The sequence below is a fragment of the Staphylococcus sp. aM genome (assembly GCF_052975125.1).
Map to the genome: position 1 here is coordinate 38,357 of NZ_CP121449.1, position 17,087 is coordinate 55,443.

Genomic DNA, 17,087 nt, shown 5'->3' on the forward strand with positions numbered 1-17,087 from the left:
ATGAATCAAAATAATCGATTTGATATCACCTGGAAAAAGGTACATAAAAGTACTTTTATGTATGGAGCTAAGCTAAAATTTAATAATAATTTTGTCAGCATGGACAATTCATTGATGCCCTCAGGAATGGTGATACATGAATGGAACATGTTATCAAGTTATACAACAAATAAACAAGTGCCTTCATTACCATTATTGAAAAAAGGAAACAATTATAAAATTAGGTTTGATTATGATGTCACACCTGAAAGATCAGTGTATTTTAAGATTGTTTTATATAAAAAGAATGGTGAAAAAATTAAAACTATGATTATCGAAGATGATGATATTGAGTTTGAATATCCAAAAGATGCCTATTCTTATAAAATTGAATTAATGAATGCTGGATTTCAGCATTTACAATTTCGCCGAATTATTATTGAAGACCAACATATAGAGAGCAGTCATTCAACTATATCAACTGATATTAGTAAAACAATAGATAAAATCAGACACAATAAAGTATAAAATTCAGAAAGAGGTGTTAAAATGACAGGTAAATTTGATAATACTATTAATAAAATGCGGTTAAAAAAACTAAATAAAACATTAAATAGTATCAATAAAATGAGTCATGTTTTTTCTGAATATACTGATGAAGCATTAAAAGCAAAAACTCAAGAATTTAAAAAGAGAATAATGGAATCTAAAGAGACATTAGATCAAATTTTACCAGAAGTATATGCTGTGGTAAGAGAATCTGCCTACCGTGTATTAGGCATGTACCCTAAAGATGTGCAGGTACTAGGAGCTATAGTAATGCATCAGGGAAATATAGCAGAAATGCAAACCGGAGAAGGCAAAACGCTAACTGCAACGATGCCCTTATATTTAAATGCATTAACAGGTAAAAGAGCATTTTTAATTACGACTAATGATTACCTAGCTAAAAGAGATTGCATGGAAATGAAACCATTGTATGAATGGTTAGGCTTAACTGCATCATTGGGATTTATAGACATTCCAGACTATGAATATGAAGCTGGTGAAAAGCAAAAGCTATATGCACATGACATCATTTATACTACAAATGGGCGTTTGGGCTTTGATTATCTTACAGACAATTTAGCAGATCACAAGCGAACTAAATTTTTACCTGAATTACAGTTTGCAATTTTAGATGAAGTTGATTCAATCATTTTAGATGCAGCCCAAACACCACTTGTTATATCCGGTGCACCACGATTGCAATCTAATTTATTTGATATTGTAAAAGAATTTGTACATACACTTAAAGATGGGCAACATTTTAAACTAGATAAAAATAAAAAAGAAATTTGGCTAACAAAACAAGGTATTGATAAAGCAAATGACTACTTTAAAGTGCACCATTTATATGATGAACTTAATTTTGATTTGGTTCGTATTATCAATTTATCATTGAGAGCTAAGTATCTATTTGATTATAATTTAGATTATTTTGTATCAAATGGAGAGATTGTGTTAATAGATAGAATTACAGGGCGAATGCTTCCAGGTACGAAATTACAATCAGGTTTGCACCAAGCAATTGAAGCTAAAGAAGATGTTGAATTATCTATTGATAAGAGTGTGATGGCTACAATTACATTCCAAAACTTATTTAAACTCTTTGACAAATTTGCAGGAATGACTGGAACAGGTAAACAAGGAGAAAAGGAATTTTTTGAATTATATTCGAAAATTGTAGTTGAGATTCCCACTGATAAACCTATTCAGAGACAAGATTTGGAAGATAGAGTATTCGCAAATATGGAAGAAAAAAATCAAGCCATCATTGATGTTGTAGTTGAAAAACATAAAAAATCTCAGCCAGTTCTTTTAATAACTAGAACTGCAGAAGCAGCTGAATATTTTTCGGCTAATCTATTCCAATTAGATATACCTAATAACCTATTAATTGCTCAAAATGTTTCTAAAGAAGCTCAAATGATTGCAGAAGCAGGTACTAGAGCAGCAGTTACTGTGGCTACAAGTATGGCAGGACGTGGTACAGATATTAAATTAGCACAAGGTGTTCATGAAATTGGTGGATTAGCGGTGATTATTAATGAACATATGGAAAATAGTCGTGTAGATAGACAGCTAAGAGGCCGTGCTGGTCGACAAGGTGATCCCGGTGTATCTCAAATATTTGTGTCATTAAATGATTACATTGTTAAAAAGTGGAGCCAATCTAAATTGCTAGAGAACGACAAGTTGAAGCAAACTAGTAGTGAATATTTGGAAAATAGTAAAGTTTTTCAATTGAGAGTAAAAAATATTGTAAATAAAGCACAAACTGTTTCAGAAGAGACTTCTATTGTTCAACGTGAAATGGCTAATGAATTTGAAAAAAGTATTAGTGTACAAAGAGATTTAATATATAAAGAAAGAAATCGTATTTTAGATATGGTTGATAAAAACCAATTTGATTATAATCAATTGGCGAAAGATGTTTTTAGAAGCGATTTAAAAAGCTTTAATATAAATGATGAAAAAGATGTAATTAGCTATGTTTATAAAAATTTATCTTTCAATTTTGAAGCGAATAATGAAAGAATAGATGTATATAACCAAGAATCAATTGTTGATTTTTTAATACAACATTTTATGCATCAATTTGAGGATAATCAAAAGAAAGCAGCAGATCCATATTTCATATTACGTTTCATTCAAAAATCATTTATCAAAGCAATCGATATGGCATGGATTGAACAAGTCGATTATCTTCAGCAACTAAAAGCTAGCGTCAATAATCGCCAAAATGGTCAAAGAAATGCCGTATATGAATATCATAAAGTTGCATTAGAGTCATATGAAGCTATGACAATTAAATTAAAAAGAAATATTATAAGAAATTTATGTTTAAGTATTATAACGTTTGATAAACATGGAGATCTTGTGATTTATTTCCCATAAAATAAAGGGGGTTTATGATGACTGTATATAATATAAACTTTGGAATAGGTTGGGCTAGTAGTGGAATTGAATATGCTCAAGCATATAGAGCTAAATTGTTGAGACAGATGTATAGAAATGTAAAATTTATTTTTTTAGATTTCATGTCTTCTGAAAATATCCAAACATTAACTGATAACTTAGGATTTAAAGATGATGAAGTAATTTGGTTATATCAATATTTTAGTGATATAAAAATTGCACCAACAACATATACTTTAGATGATTTAATGGGTGAAATCGATAACGAAATTACTCAAATAGAGGATAACGGTAAAATCAAAAGATTGTATTTCGATGATGATAAAAGTTCATTTGCAACGTGCTATATGAAAAATGCAGATAAAAATTATGTAGATAGAGTGGAGTTTGTTCTTGAAGGCTATTTAGTAAGAAAAGATTTCTTTAGTTATACAAGAGTTTTTTCTGAATATTATGCTCCATATCAAAATTATGCCAAGATATATATGAGACAGTTTTACAATGAAGATGGAACAATTGCATATAAAGAGTATATAGATGATAAAGAAAGTGTCTTTGTCTTTGATGATGCACAGCTCTATAGTAAAGCAGAATTTGTTGCATATTTCATGAATAAATTAAATTTATCAAATAGAGATATCGTAATCCTAGATAGAGCTACAGAAATTGGTCAAGCAGTATTACAAAATAAAGGTGCTAGCAAATTAGGTGTGGTAGTTCATGCAGAACATTTTAGTGATAATGCCACTGATGGCGATAATATATTGTGGAATAACTACTATGAATATCAATTTAGAAATGCAAAATTTGTTGACTTCTTTATTACTGCGACCGATTTACAAAATCGTATTTTAAGTCAACATTTTTCTAAATATACTCATGATAATCCATTAATCAGAACAGTTCCTGTAGGTAGTTTAAATCAACTTATTCATCCAGAGAAAAAAAGACAACCGTATTCAATGATAACAGCATCTCGACTGGCTAAAGAGAAACATGTAGACTGGATTGCTAAAGCAGTTGTAAAGGCAAAAAAAGAGATTCCTAAATTAACGTTTGATATATACGGTCAAGGTGGAGAAAAAGATAAAATAGAACAAATTATTTATAAAAATAATGCGCAAGACTACATTATATTAAAGGGTCATGTTAATTTGCAGGACGTTTATTCAAAGTATGAATTATTTGTATCTGCTTCACAAAGTGAAGGTTTCGGTTTGACATTGATGGAGGCTGTAGGGTCTGGTTTAGGAATGATAGGATTTAATGTAAATTATGGTAATCCAACATTTATTCGTAATGGTGAAAATGGATATCTGATATCTGAAAATGTAGAATCTGCAGATGAAGAAGAAAAGATTGATGAACTAGCTTCATATATAGTGAAATATTTTAAAAATGGACCAAAAAATCCAGAACGCACATCATATGAAATTGCTAGCGAATTTTTAACTCAGAAAATAGTAGAAAAATGGAATATGCTAATTAACGAGGTGCTATATGATTAATATATTTGATAATTATCATTTTAATTCGCAATTATTACATCGTTCATTGAAACTTGCAGGGTATCAACATTTGACAATTTGTTTAGAGGATGATGGCTTTTTACCAGATGATGTTACCTCTCCTTACCAATTTTTTGCTCAAAATCCAATTAAACAAAGTGATAAACCTTTATTCTTTAATGAAGTAGAGGTGCCAACATACTGGGAAATTACAAGTACAAATGATATGGGTGAAATAAAAAATTTAGGGGAAATAAGAGGTAAAATTTTCTATCAATCCAATTTCAAGTCTCGTATTGTAAACCGAGTTGAGTGGTTGGATAATAAGCAACGATTACGTAAAACTGATTTCTACAATAAGAAGGGGTTTAAATTTGCTGAAGTTATTTATGATTTAACTGGTAAATCTATAATGAAAAAGTACTTTGATCACCTAGGCAAAGAAATTATCTATGAAAATTATGTGACTGGGGACTATGTATTAAACTGGAAAAACAAGACACATTTTTTTAAGTCGCAAGAATCATTTGTCATATATTACTTAAAACAACTAAATGTAGATTTGGATGTAGTTATCTTTAATTCACTAGCGATGCCTTTTATCGCGTTATATAGAATGAATACAATTGGAAAGGGAATTCTCGTTTGGCAAGAAAATAGTCACGGTACTATTCCAGGAAATATGAAACTTATGTTTGATAAATCGTTAAATAGAAATTATTCAATAATGATACCAAATAGAAATGAATATCTAACAATTCGTCAAGGGCTTGGTGATAAAGAACGTGATAAAGTAATTAGAGGTGGCTATCTTTATAGTTACCGAAAACAAAACCAATTTACTAGAAATATATTAACTTTAACAAATTCCGATCAATTGCTCTGTATTGAAGAATTAGTAAAAAGTAATAGCGAATATCTATTTCATATTGCAGCTATTACAGAAATGTCTAATAGACTATTAAATTTAATGAAATATGATAATGTTCGATTGTATCCAGTGGCGAATGAAGAGACAATTGAATCATTATATCAACAATGTGACATTTATTTAGATAATAATAAAGGTAATGAACTATTGGATGCAGTTGGTCGAGCATTTGAAAATGATATGGTGATATTTGCAACGCATGATGAAGCACATAATCGTATGTTCACAGCGACTGAAAATATTGTTATGAGGAAAGATATTAATAATTTGACATTAATGCTTCGAAAAATGTCTAATAATCATAAAACATACCGCACTAGATTACAATTACAGAAGAATTATGCAAATGAAATTGAACATGAAAAACTCATTAATAAGATTAATATGTCATTAAAATTAAAAACTTAAAATTCATTAAACTTGGACTTTTAAAGTAAAAAAAGATTCTCTTTAATTTTATAGTTAAAGAGAATCTTTTTAGTCTGGCATAATTAATTACACCTATAGAAAAATATTTTATAGGTGATTTAATAAACATAATTTAAAGAATGTAGTTTGGGTTATCATATAGTGTCTATTTATTTTGTGAAGCAAATACTTTAGCAATATCACTTAATTTAGCTGGTGCGTCTTCAACTGCCATTTTCACTTCAACAAAGTGCATGCAATCGCCATTTGCATTGATTTTTTCAAATATTTCTTGTAATTCGTGTGATGTATTAACATCATGGACAACTACATTATCTCCGTCAAATACTGCAGGAAGTGCTTTGTAATCCCACATGTGAATATCATTATATGGTTCTTTCATACCATGAATTAAACGTTCCACTGTATAACCATCATTGTTAACTACAAATATAATTGGTTTCAATTGTTGTCTGATCATTGTTGATAATGATTGAACTGTCAGTTGTAAAGAACCATCTCCGATAAGTAAGACGTTACATCTATGTGGTGCAACGATTTCTGTACCTAATGTTGCAGGTAATCTGTAACCGATAGACCCCCATAAAGGCTGTCCAATAAAGGTATTGTCTTTATATAAAGCTAAATCATAGGCGCCAAAGAATGAAGAACCTTGTTCAACAATTAAAATATCATCCAGTTGTAGGAAGTCTTGCATCATTTTGAAATAAGCTGCTTGAGTTAATGGTTCATGATCGATTTGATAGTTTTCTCCTTAAAACTACTTTAGAAGGGTTTAGTGAAGTGTTTATCATACCTATTATATGGGCAAGTTGTGATCTTAATCGATTCTAGAAAAGCAACGGTATATGCCATTTTAGGTAATGTACTCAGTTTTGTTATTGTAGCTATGTTAGGTGGTAACGTGAATGACATTAATCAAGATTTGTTTGGTTATAATTTAATATTAACAGCAATAGCATTAGGTACCACATTTAAGACGAATATCAATACATATTTTTCAACATTCCTAGGTTTATTATTAACTGTTCTATTGAATTTAGGTTTGAATACAATGCTTGAACTCATCGGTTTACAATCATTGACGATGCCTTTTATTCTAACAACTTGGATTATGTTATTTGCTGGTCGTCCTCATAGAAATATTGAGAATAAGAATTAATTAAAAACTCTGGTGCACGCTTATTCAAAAGCGTGTTCCAGAGGTTTAATTTATGACACTAAATAATGAAATGTATGGTGTTCTAGCTTATGGAAGATGAGCTCAATAATAATCGCTAATGACCAATAAAATATTACAGCAACCGTATAAACTGGTACAAATTGATAGCCTTCATTATCCATTTCAGTACTGATTGCCATTATTTCTGTTACTTGAGCAGCAAAAGCAAATAAAAGAGTTATTGATTTCCCAAGTCAAAAGGAATTAAATATAATTAGAGAAATGATATTACTATTATTAATATAAATAATTTTTATTGAAATACAGTTTTTTATTTAATCAATAAAAATTTCATAAATTAAAATTGAAGATATTAAAAAGGTAGTACTAGCTACAATATCGAAAACTTTGCTTTTCCTTCTACTCATAATGTTTTTTAAAAAAGCGCCAATGGCAACCAACATTAGAATTACACAAATTATATAAATAATAAAAAAACTTCTTTTTGTGTAAATTTTTATATCCTATATTATGTTTAAATATACTTATTAATTTTATAATTAAATGGTATAGATAAATATAATGTGACCTAATAATTTTTTATCATTCTTTGCTTTTTAATAATATTTCCTTTATCTAATACCTTTCAAACATAATGAAGTTATAAAAGTTGTCTTTGTATTTAGGCAGCTTTTTTACGATTTATACATTAAGAAGTTTTTCTTATTTTAAAAGTTAGATTGATGATTCACTTACATGACTTTATTTTTGAATATTTTTAAGTGTTGCATTGATAACTTTAATTTCAAATATTTTCATAGCTTTCTGATATCAAAAAGATTATCGTATCAGTATAACGAGCCCTTTCAAATTTTATCATTCAACTTCTTTCATTAAATTATAAAGTGCACTGACTATATACTATTTTTACTTTTATATATTTAAAAGAATCAATATGGATTCACTAAAACAACGAAGTATATGTTATATCTATTGTTCCACCTCCATATAATTTATTAATAGTAATGAAAGTATGAAATAAAAGAATAATTAATATCGTAAATTAGTATTTTTATTCATGTTTAAAATGGAGTTATAATGTAGATACAAACAAATTACATGTATTTCATTGAATATGTATACAACTAGTAGATATAGACATGTAATGTAAAACTTGAAAGGAAATGAATATAAATGGCAGACAAAAAATATACTGCAGCCGATATGGTCATAGACACGTTAAAAAATAATGGTGTAGAGTACGTATTTGGTATTCCAGGTGCAAAAATTGACTATTTATTTAACGCACTTGAAGACGATGGACCTGAACTTATTGTTACGCGTCACGAGCAAAACGCAGCAATGATGGCCCAAGGTATAGGACGACTAACTGGTAAACCTGGTGTCGCACTTGTAACGAGTGGTCCAGGTGTAAGTAACTTAACGACTGGACTATTAACAGCAACATCTGAAGGAGATCCCGTATTAGCTTTAGGAGGACAAGTTAAGCGTAATGATTTATTACGTTTAACACATCAAAGTATAGACAACGCGGCTTTATTAAAATACTCAACAAAATACAGTGAAGAAGTACAAGATCCTGAATCTTTATCAGAAGTCATGACTAATGCTATGAGAATAGCAACATCAGGTAAAAATGGTGCAAGCTTTATAAGTATTCCACAAGATGTGATTTCAGCACCAGTAGAATCAAAAGCAATAGCACTATGTCAAAAGCCTAATTTAGGTGTTCCTAGTGAGCAAGATATTAATGATGTGATTGATGCAATTAAAAATGCAGCATTCCCTGTTTTACTTGCTGGTATGAGAAGTTCAAGTGCAAATGAAACAAATGCTATCCGTAAATTAGTTGAAAGAACAAACTTACCAGTAGTAGAAACATTCCAAGGTGCTGGTGTCATTAGTCGCGAATTAGAAAATCACTTCTTTGGCCGTGTAGGATTGTTCCGTAACCAAGTAGGTGACGAATTACTTCGTAAAAGTGATTTAGTTGTTACAATTGGTTATGATCCAATTGAGTATGAAGCAAGCAATTGGAATAAGGAATTAGACACGAAAGTGATCAATATTGACGAAGTTCCAGCAGAAATTACAAATTATATGCAACCTACTAAAGAATTAATTGGTAATATTGCAGGAACTATTGAAATGATATCTGACAAAGTAGATGAACCATTTATTAACCAACAACATTTAGATGAATTAGAGCAGTTAAGAGCACATATCATTGAAGAAACAGGTATTAAAGCAACTCATGAAGAGGGTGTATTACATCCAATAGAGATTATCGAATCTATGCAGAAGATGTTAACTGATGACACAACAGTTACTGTTGATGTTGGAAGTCATTATATTTGGATGGCGCGTAAATTCAGAAGTTATAATCCAAGACATTTATTATTTAGTAATGGTATGCAAACATTAGGTGTTGCATTACCATGGGCGATTTCTGCAGCACTTGTACGTCCAAATACACAAGTTGTTTCAGTGGCTGGTGATGGTGGATTCCTATTTTCAGCGCAGGATTTAGAAACAGCTGTTCGAAAAAATCTAAATATCATACAATTAATTTGGAATGATGGTAAGTATAATATGGTTGAGTTCCAAGAAGAAATGAAATATGAACGTTCATCAGGTGTAGATTTTGGTTCAGTTGATTATGTGAAATATGCAGAAGCTTTTGGAGCAAAAGGTATGCGTGTCACAAATCAAGAAGAATTAGAAAATGCGATTAAAAAAGGTTATGAAATTCAAGGACCTGTAGTCATTGATATACCTGTAAATTATAAAGATAATGTAAAACTTTCAACCAATATGTTGCCTGATGCATTTAATTAATAATCAAATAGTAATTGAGGAGTGAAGCTTTTATGACTAATATCTTATATCAACACGGTACATTAGGAACATTGATGGCAGGACTATTAAAGGGTACTACCTCAATTAATGAAATATTAAAACATGGAGATTTAGGTATTGCGACTTTAACGGGATCGAATGGAGAAGTGATATTTGTGGATGGTAAGGCTTATCATGCCAACGAACATAAAGAATTCGTTGAACTCAAAGGTGATGAATTAACACCTTATGCGACAGTGACGAAATTCAAGGCAGATACAACATACCAAACTAAAGATAAATCATCTGAAGACGTTTTTGACGAAGTTAAAGAAAACATGTTGAGTGAAAACTTATTTTCAGCTGTTAAAATTTCTGGAGTATTCAAAAAAATGCACGTTCGCATGATGCCTGGACAAGAGCCGCCATATACACGATTAATTGATTCGGCACGCAGACAACCTGAACAAACTGAAACGTATATTAAAGGAACTGTTGTTGGTTTCTTCACGCCCGAACTATTCCATGGTGTAGGTTCAGCAGGATTCCATGTGCACTTTGCGAATAATGATCGTAACTTCGGCGGCCATGTGCTAGACTTTGAAATAGAAGATGCTAAGGTTGAAATTCAGAACTTCGAAACATTCGAACAACATTTCCCAATTAATGATGAAATCTTTAATAAGACGGATATTGATTATAAAGATATTGCAGAGGAAATTAGAGAAGCAGAATAGTATCTTAAAAATTAAAAGAGGAGTATAAATTGTTATGTTAGTGCATTCATTTGATCCATTTCATAATTTGTTGTTATCTTCAATTGTTGCTGCTATACCAATCATTCTTTTCTTACTGTGTTTAACAGTATTTAAAATGAAAGGTGTTTATGCTGCATTAACAACTTTGATTATAACAATATTAGTAGCATTATTAGTTTTTAAATTACCTTTGAACATTGCTGGAGGAGCCACATTTGAAGGTTTCTATCAAGGTATTATTCCCATTGGTTTTATAGTTATTATGGCCGTATGGTTGTATAAAATTTCTACCAAAAGTGGTCAATTTGATATTGTTAAAGATAGTATAGCTAGTATTTCACAAGATCAACGTATTCAATTATTACTAATCGGTTTTGTATTTAATGCATTTTTAGAAGGCGCAGCCGGATTTGGTGTACCAATTGCTATATGCGCTGTATTACTTACGCAGATGGGATTCAAACCCTTAGAGGCAGCTATGTATTGTTTAGTAGGCAATGCTGCTGCTGGGGCTTATGGTGCAGTAGGAATTCCAGTAGCTATTATCGATACGTTAAATTTATCAGGTGATGTTTCTGCTACCGAGGTAGCACTAATTGGTAATTTAACTTTAGGCTTTATTAGCTTTTTTGTGCCTTTCTTATTAATATTTATGATTGATGGATTCAGAGGTATTAAAGAGATATTACCATCTATTTTAGTTGTTTCTGTAACTTATACGTTTTTACAAGTGATTATAACATCATTTGCAGGTCCTGAACTTGCAGATATTATACCTGGATTGGTAGCTATGGTTGCACTAGCATTATTCTCTAGTAAGTTTCAACCTAAAAACATATTTAGATTACAACAAAATGAAGAGCCTAAACGTGTAGCTAAACATTCATTCAAAGATATTGTTTATGCATGGAGTCCTTTCATCATTTTAACTGTTATTGTACTTATATGGAGTTCATCATTCTTTAAAGGATTATTTGAAAAGAAAGGACTATTACACTCTCTTGTAATTAATTTTAATGTACCTGGTACGATGAATGATGTAACGCACGCACCAAATGTACTCACTTTTAATTTTATTGCACAAACCGGTACAGCTATATTAATTACAGCCATTTTGACTATTATTATTGCAAATAACATGAATTTTAAAATTGCTGGGAAACTATTAGGATTAACAGTGAAAGAGCTATGGATTTCTGTATTAACAATATGTTTTATCCTAGCTGTATCTAAAGTAACGACTTATGGCGGATTAAGTAGTGCTATGGGCCAAGGTATTGCTAAAGCTGGATCTATATTTCCATTATTATCACCAGTTTTAGGTTGGATAGGTGTATTTATGACTGGATCAGTTGTAAATAACAATGCATTGTTTGCTCCAATACAAGCCTCTGTTGCTGGACAAATTGGTGCTAAAGGGTCCTTACTTGTGGCAGCTAACGTAGCTGGTGGCGTTACGGCTAAAATTGTATCACCTCAATCTATAGCTATTGCTACTGCTGCAGTTAATGAAGTAGGAAATGAATCACAATTAATGAAAATGACAATGCGCTTTAGTATAGGATTATTAGTATTTGTATGCATCTGGACCTTTCTACTTAGCTTATTAATAAGCTAAGTAGAAATAACAATAATATTACAGAATATGTATCTATTCCATAAAAGAATAGTTCTTATTAAAAATAAGTATTTTAATTTCTGTATGTTTTGTATTACACTAATATTTGTACTTAAAAGAAGGGAGTCAATTATGAATACAAAAGAGTCAAAAACAGTTGTTGTTATTGGCGCTGGTGTTTTAAGCACAACTTTTAGTTCTATGCTTAAAGAGTTAGAACCAAGTTGGAATATAAAACTATATGAACGTTTAGATCGTCCTGGTATCGAAAGTTCAAATGAGCGTCATAATGCTGGAACTGGTCATGCTGCTTTATGTGAATTGAACTATACAGTGAAACAACCTGATGGATCAATTGATATAGAAAAAGCAAAAGAAATTAATGAACAGTTTGAGATTTCAAAACAATTTTGGGGTCATTTAGTTAAAAATAATAGTATTTCTAACCCTAAAGAATTTATTCAACCATTACCTCACATTAGTTTTGTTAGAGGTAAAAATAACGTTCAATTCTTAAAGGATCGTTATCATGCTATGAAGGATTTTCCAATGTTCGACAATATTGAATATACAGAAGATATTGAAGAGATGAGAAAATGGGTTCCATTAATGATGGAGGGTCATAGCTCAAGTGATATTATGGCTGCTAGTAAGATTAACGAAGGTACAGACGTTAACTTTGGAGAGCTTACTCGTAAAATGGCTAAAAACATTGAACAACATCCTAATGCCAATGTCCAATATAATCATGAAGTAATAGACTTTAACCATCGAAAAGATGGTAAATGGGAAGTTAAAGTGCGTCAACGTAACAGCGGTGATGTTCAAACTGAACTTGCTGATTATGTATTTATTGGTGCTGGTGGTGGCGCTATTCCACTATTACAAAAAACTGGAATTCCAGAAAGTAAACATTTGGGTGGATTCCCTATTACAGGACAATTTTTAATTTGTACTAACCCAGACATTATAGCCCAACACGATGCCAAAGTTTACGGTAAAGAACCACCTGGCACACCGCCTATGACAGTACCTCACTTGGATACTCGATATATTGATGGTGAACGTACATTATTATTCGGTCCATTCGCTAGTGTGGGTCCTAAGTTCTTAAAAAATGGTTCTAATCTTGATTTATTTAAATCAGTCAAACCATATAATATTACAACATTATTATCTGCTGCTGCTAAAAACCTACCTTTAATCAAATATTCATTTGATCAAATATTAATGACTAAAGAAGGTTGTATGAATCATTTACGTACATTTTATCCAGAAGCACGTGATGAAGATTGGCAGTTATACACTGCAGGCAAACGTGTACAAGTGATTAAAGATACTCCTGAATATGGTAAAGGATTTATTCAGTTTGGTACAGAAGTTGTTAATTCTGAAGATCATTCGGTAATAGCTTTATTAGGAGAGTCTCCAGGAGCATCAACTTCAGTATCTGTAGCTTTAGAAGTACTTGAGAAAAACTTCCCTGAATATGAATCTGAATGGACGCCTAAAATACAAAAAATGATTCCATCTTATGGTAAATCACTCATTAATGATACTGCGTTAATGAAAAAAATCCGTCAACAGACATCAAAAGATTTAGAATTAAATTACTATCAAAACAATAAGTAGACTACAATACAATGCTAAAAAGGAATGTTAAGCGTGAAAAAATTATTAATAGTAACACTTATTAGTACTATTGGTTTTTGTGCACTCAAACGTTACCAAAAACATGTAAACCAAGCACCAAACATAGAATATTAGAGTCAAAATATTTATAAAAATTATTACGTATATTAGTTTTATAAAGCCAAATTCAATTTTTAGTGATATTAAAAAGAGATCTCATATATGAGATCTCTTTTTTCATTGATAGAGGTTTATAATTCTGTAAGTATAGTACTATAAGAAATCAAGCTGTTTTAAAATACTACGTAAGATGACTTATTGGAAGTATATAAGCTTGTAGATTCACAGATGGTATAATACTAGAGTCGTCTTAACTTCCATAGGCGAAATTACTATGGAAGGAGGTGGGACCTGTGGCAATTCTCTTTGTTAGTATAATTGCACCTGTGATTTCAGGATGCATTGTTGCGATTTTCACGTTTTGGCTAAACAATCGTAACAAATAATAAGGCGACATAGCTACGCCAAAAACCCCCTCACTATTTCCGGTAGTGAGGGGGTTGGTGTGCCTATGGAATTCTCTTTGTTAAACACAGTATATCATCATATAGGTTAGGAATGCAAAGTAGTTTTATCTGTTTAGGTTATGTGTATCCAATATAAATAAAAATAGGAATGATTCTGATCAATAAAGTTAAATTTACATCACAGGATGAAAATCTTTTAAAACAAATTAATGGAGTAAATCATAATAATATGAAATTACTTACTTTTAAGTATATGCTTCCTTTTAGAATTCCAGTTAGCCATGGAGAAATTTTTATAGATGATAAAAACAAGACTTTATTTAAAATTTAAAATACAACTGGAAAAATTGAATAATGGTAATCATCGTCTTCTAATCCCTTTTGAAGAAAAAAGATGTATTGTAAAATGTAATACAATTATAGATAAACATAGCTTCAGTACATTCTTATCAACTTTAGCTTTGTATTGTGCTTTTTTTCATTCTATTCAGTAGGATTGTGGATATGTTTACTAGTAACATAATTAGATATTAAACGCTATATTATTGTGCCATTTCAATTTTATAATAAATTCTGAAATAAAGTTTTTACTTTTTTAGGACTGTCTTTGGGAGCAAGTCTTTTTACTACAATACCATCTTTGCTAACAACTTGTATATCATAAATATTATTAGTTATTTTATAGCACTCCTTTTATAACATTGCTAATTTTAATTGATCTATAACGCCACTTGATGATCCAGGAAAAGCAAAAATCATTTTATTTAAATCTTGAGCCGTTAATTTTTGGTTTACAATGAAAGTTAATAAATTAACTAAATCTGGTGCATCATCAGCATATATAGCAGCTCCCACTAATTGTTTATCATTATTTAATACAATTGTCATTTCAGCTTCAGTTTCATTTTTGTATTCAAACACCATTTGTTTACCAAAAGGAATATCTATCACTTTATAGTCCTCACTAGTATTAGCTTCATCTACAGAAACTCCAATATTAGACAATCTTGGTAGTGTATATAAAACTGAAGGTATTGCAGGATAGTTAATAGGGTTTTTATTCATACCCAAAATATGCGCAGCAATATAGTTAGATTCAAATGTTGCAGTAGGTGTTAATTTAGGAATAATTTTATCTAAAACGTCCCCACTAGCATAAATATTAGGGATATTTGTACGTAAATATTCATCTACCTGTATACCTCGAGTATTGAAATTAACGCCAGCTTCTTCAAGTCCAATACCGTTGACATTTGGTCTACGTCCAGTAGCATCTAACACATAGTTAGTAGTAATCTCTAATCCTGATTCTGTTGATACAGTATAATTGTCACCTTGCTTTTTAATTACAGTAGTATTTTCATTCATATGGAATTGAACTCCTTCTGTTGCCAATTTGTCCATTAATTTAGCAATATGTGCTGAATAAAAACCTTTGAGCGGTTCATCGTCAACATGAATCATATGAGTTTCTACACCAGATTTAATGGTTATGCTAGCAAATTCAATACTAATAATACCTACACCTATAAATGTGATACTATTTGGCATTTGCTTTAAGGATAAGAAGTCTCTACTATCGTGCGTATATTCAGACCCTTCAATATCTAACTTATTGCTGTGTTGACCTGTTGCAATAACTATGTTTTCACCATAATATTGTTCGTCATCTACTAAGAGGTGATGCTCATCTAATAGTTTTCCTGCCCCTTCAATAATATCTATACCTTGTTGTTCAAATAAACCTTTCAAAGTATTTGCCATAGGGTCAATGATTTTATGTTTATAAGACATAAGGTTTTCCCAATTCACTGATAATGCTTCAGTATTTATTATGTTGGGATAGTGTGAAGCTTGCTCTAGTACTTCATAAGGGTTTTCCAATAAAATTTTGGCATTGCACCCATAGTTTGTACAAGTACCTGCTATACGATCTTTTTCGACAATAGCAACCGATTTCCCCGCTTTGTTTAAAGTCAGCGCACTATGCCAAGCTGCGTGTCCACTACCTAAAAATACGACATCATATTGTTTCATTTGAATCATCCTTTGTAATAGTTTTCAACGTTTCTTCTAAATTATCCATAATACTTTTGGCTTTCATATATTCATCTACATCAAATTGTGAAGAAACACATTTAGCAATAGCTTCATGTACTGCTTCTTGCTCATTTAGACCTTTTATCGTTAAAGTTATGATAAGGTTACGTTTATCGCTTTCATCTCTATTTCTTTGAACCCATCCAGCTTGCTCAAGTCTTTTTAGTAATGGGCTTAGGGTATTACTTGCTAGATTCAACTTTTTACCAATGGCTAATAAAGTTTGAGGGTTTTCTTCCCATAAGGTTAATAGCACTAGATATTGAGAAAAAGTTAAACCGAATTGACTTAATTGCTTTTCATAAAATTTGCTGAATAATTTGTTAACATTATAAGCAGAAAAGCATAGCTGATGTGCCAATTTCATTTCATCATCAATCAATTTAATCACTCCTATTCTCATTAAAGAATAATCAATCGCAAACGATTAATCAATTAAACAAACTTATAATGAACCACATACGTTTGTTTAATTGATTACTAACTTTTAAAATTTTTCATCAATTGTGCAAATTGATTTCGATTTTAAAAATAGTACGTAAAGCTTATGGTTTCAGGGTATTATTTAAAAGAGGAATGAGCAAGTCATTAAAAATATACGTAAAGTAGTTGAAAAAAGAACT

At 30.8% G+C, this 17,087-nt stretch carries 13 protein-coding genes and 2 pseudogenes; 11 read left to right on the top strand and 4 right to left on the bottom strand.

Annotated features, from left to right (window positions below; translation table 11 throughout):
• Genes asp3 through gtfB form a run of 4 tightly spaced genes read left to right on the top strand, consistent with a single transcriptional unit; the run spans nucleotide 1 to nucleotide 5,787 of the window.
• Complete coding sequence (gene asp3 / locus P7F85_RS12685) at nucleotides 1–507, top strand: accessory Sec system protein Asp3 (RefSeq protein WP_081047736.1); 507 nt, start codon at nucleotides 1–3, stop codon at nucleotides 505–507.
• Between the two features lie 21 nt (nucleotides 508–528).
• Nucleotides 529–2,919, top strand: coding sequence for an accessory Sec system translocase SecA2 (gene secA2 / locus P7F85_RS12690; protein ID WP_072291911.1), 2,391 nt, complete (start codon nucleotides 529–531; stop codon nucleotides 2,917–2,919).
• A 17-nt stretch (nucleotides 2,920–2,936) separates the two neighbouring features.
• Nucleotides 2,937–4,448, top strand: a complete 1,512-nt coding sequence (gene gtfA, locus P7F85_RS12695) for an accessory Sec system glycosyltransferase GtfA (protein WP_058714177.1) — start codon at nucleotides 2,937–2,939, stop codon at nucleotides 4,446–4,448.
• Nucleotides 4,441–5,787 (top strand): accessory Sec system glycosylation chaperone GtfB, encoded by a 1,347-nt coding sequence (gtfB, locus tag P7F85_RS12700; protein WP_050969666.1) that lies wholly within the window; start codon nucleotides 4,441–4,443, stop codon nucleotides 5,785–5,787. The genes gtfA and gtfB overlap by 8 nt, the downstream gene beginning before the upstream one ends.
• A 166-nt stretch (nucleotides 5,788–5,953) precedes the next feature.
• Here gtfB and P7F85_RS12705 read toward each other — a convergent pair.
• Nucleotides 5,954–6,538: pseudogene (locus tag P7F85_RS12705) on the bottom strand (thiamine pyrophosphate-dependent enzyme); the annotation flags it as partial.
• A gap of 48 nt (nucleotides 6,539–6,586) precedes the next feature.
• Here P7F85_RS12705 and P7F85_RS12710 point away from each other — a divergent pair.
• Complete coding sequence (locus P7F85_RS12710; RefSeq protein WP_370657655.1) at nucleotides 6,587–6,970, top strand: urea transporter; 384 nt, start codon at nucleotides 6,587–6,589, stop codon at nucleotides 6,968–6,970.
• A gap of 50 nt (nucleotides 6,971–7,020) precedes the next feature.
• Here the strand turns inward: P7F85_RS12710 and P7F85_RS12715 are convergent.
• Nucleotides 7,021–7,197 (bottom strand): annotated as a pseudogene (locus tag P7F85_RS12715) (amino acid ABC transporter permease); the annotation flags it as partial.
• 967 nt (nucleotides 7,198–8,164) lie between these two features.
• Here P7F85_RS12715 and alsS point away from each other — a divergent pair.
• The 6 genes from alsS (at nucleotide 8,165) to P7F85_RS12745 (ending at nucleotide 14,343) form a co-directional block, all read left to right on the top strand.
• Complete coding sequence (alsS, locus tag P7F85_RS12720; protein ID WP_210225394.1) at nucleotides 8,165–9,829, top strand: acetolactate synthase AlsS; 1,665 nt, start codon at nucleotides 8,165–8,167, stop codon at nucleotides 9,827–9,829.
• A gap of 32 nt (nucleotides 9,830–9,861) precedes the next feature.
• A complete protein-coding gene (gene budA / locus P7F85_RS12725) occupies nucleotides 9,862–10,566 on the top strand; it encodes an acetolactate decarboxylase (protein ID WP_058660275.1) in 705 nt (234 codons plus the stop codon).
• 34 nt (nucleotides 10,567–10,600) lie between these two features.
• A complete protein-coding gene (locus P7F85_RS12730; RefSeq protein WP_002465841.1) occupies nucleotides 10,601–12,205 on the top strand; it encodes an L-lactate permease in 1,605 nt (534 codons plus the stop codon).
• Between the two features lie 132 nt (nucleotides 12,206–12,337).
• A complete protein-coding gene (gene lqo / locus P7F85_RS12735; RefSeq protein ID WP_002451369.1) occupies nucleotides 12,338–13,837 on the top strand; it encodes an L-lactate dehydrogenase (quinone) in 1,500 nt (499 codons plus the stop codon).
• Nucleotides 13,838–13,861: 24 nt separating this feature from the next.
• Nucleotides 13,862–13,972: an SE2200 family small protein gene (locus tag P7F85_RS12740; RefSeq protein WP_100066977.1), complete on the top strand. Its 111-nt coding sequence runs from the start codon at nucleotides 13,862–13,864 to the stop codon at nucleotides 13,970–13,972.
• Between the two features lie 278 nt (nucleotides 13,973–14,250).
• On the top strand, nucleotides 14,251–14,343 hold the full coding sequence (locus P7F85_RS12745) for a type I toxin-antitoxin system Fst family toxin (protein ID WP_023016171.1): 93 nt from the start codon (nucleotides 14,251–14,253) through the stop codon (nucleotides 14,341–14,343).
• Between the two features lie 714 nt (nucleotides 14,344–15,057).
• Here P7F85_RS12745 and P7F85_RS12750 read toward each other — a convergent pair.
• Both P7F85_RS12750 and P7F85_RS12755 read right to left on the bottom strand, forming a co-directional pair.
• Nucleotides 15,058–16,401 carry a dihydrolipoyl dehydrogenase family protein gene (locus P7F85_RS12750; RefSeq protein ID WP_270251691.1) on the bottom strand — a complete coding sequence of 448 codons (1,344 nt, stop codon included), beginning with the start codon at nucleotides 16,399–16,401 and terminating at the stop codon, nucleotides 15,058–15,060.
• Nucleotides 16,388–16,846 (bottom strand): MarR family winged helix-turn-helix transcriptional regulator, encoded by a 459-nt coding sequence (locus P7F85_RS12755; protein ID WP_046464520.1) that lies wholly within the window; start codon nucleotides 16,844–16,846, stop codon nucleotides 16,388–16,390. The genes P7F85_RS12750 and P7F85_RS12755 overlap by 14 nt, the downstream gene beginning before the upstream one ends.
• Nucleotides 16,847–17,087 lie beyond the last annotated feature (241 nt).

Bases quoted from the DNA above. Each gene is read 5' to 3' on its own strand.
- asp3 (WP_081047736.1), top strand. From the start codon at position 1: ATGAATCAAAATAATCGATTTGATATCACCTGGAAAAAGGTACATAAA.
- secA2 (WP_072291911.1), top strand. From the start codon at position 529: ATGACAGGTAAATTTGATAATACTATTAATAAAATGCGGTTAAAAAAA.
- gtfA (WP_058714177.1), top strand. From the start codon at position 2,937: ATGACTGTATATAATATAAACTTTGGAATAGGTTGGGCTAGTAGTGGA.
- gtfB (WP_050969666.1), top strand. From the start codon at position 4,441: ATGATTAATATATTTGATAATTATCATTTTAATTCGCAATTATTACAT.
- alsS (WP_210225394.1), top strand. From the start codon at position 8,165: ATGGCAGACAAAAAATATACTGCAGCCGATATGGTCATAGACACGTTA.
- budA (WP_058660275.1), top strand. From the start codon at position 9,862: ATGACTAATATCTTATATCAACACGGTACATTAGGAACATTGATGGCA.
- P7F85_RS12730 (WP_002465841.1), top strand. From the start codon at position 10,601: ATGTTAGTGCATTCATTTGATCCATTTCATAATTTGTTGTTATCTTCA.
- lqo (WP_002451369.1), top strand. From the start codon at position 12,338: ATGAATACAAAAGAGTCAAAAACAGTTGTTGTTATTGGCGCTGGTGTT.
- P7F85_RS12740 (WP_100066977.1), top strand. From the start codon at position 13,862: ATGTTAAGCGTGAAAAAATTATTAATAGTAACACTTATTAGTACTATT.
- P7F85_RS12750 (WP_270251691.1), bottom strand. From the start codon at position 16,401: ATGAAACAATATGATGTCGTATTTTTAGGTAGTGGACACGCAGCTTGG.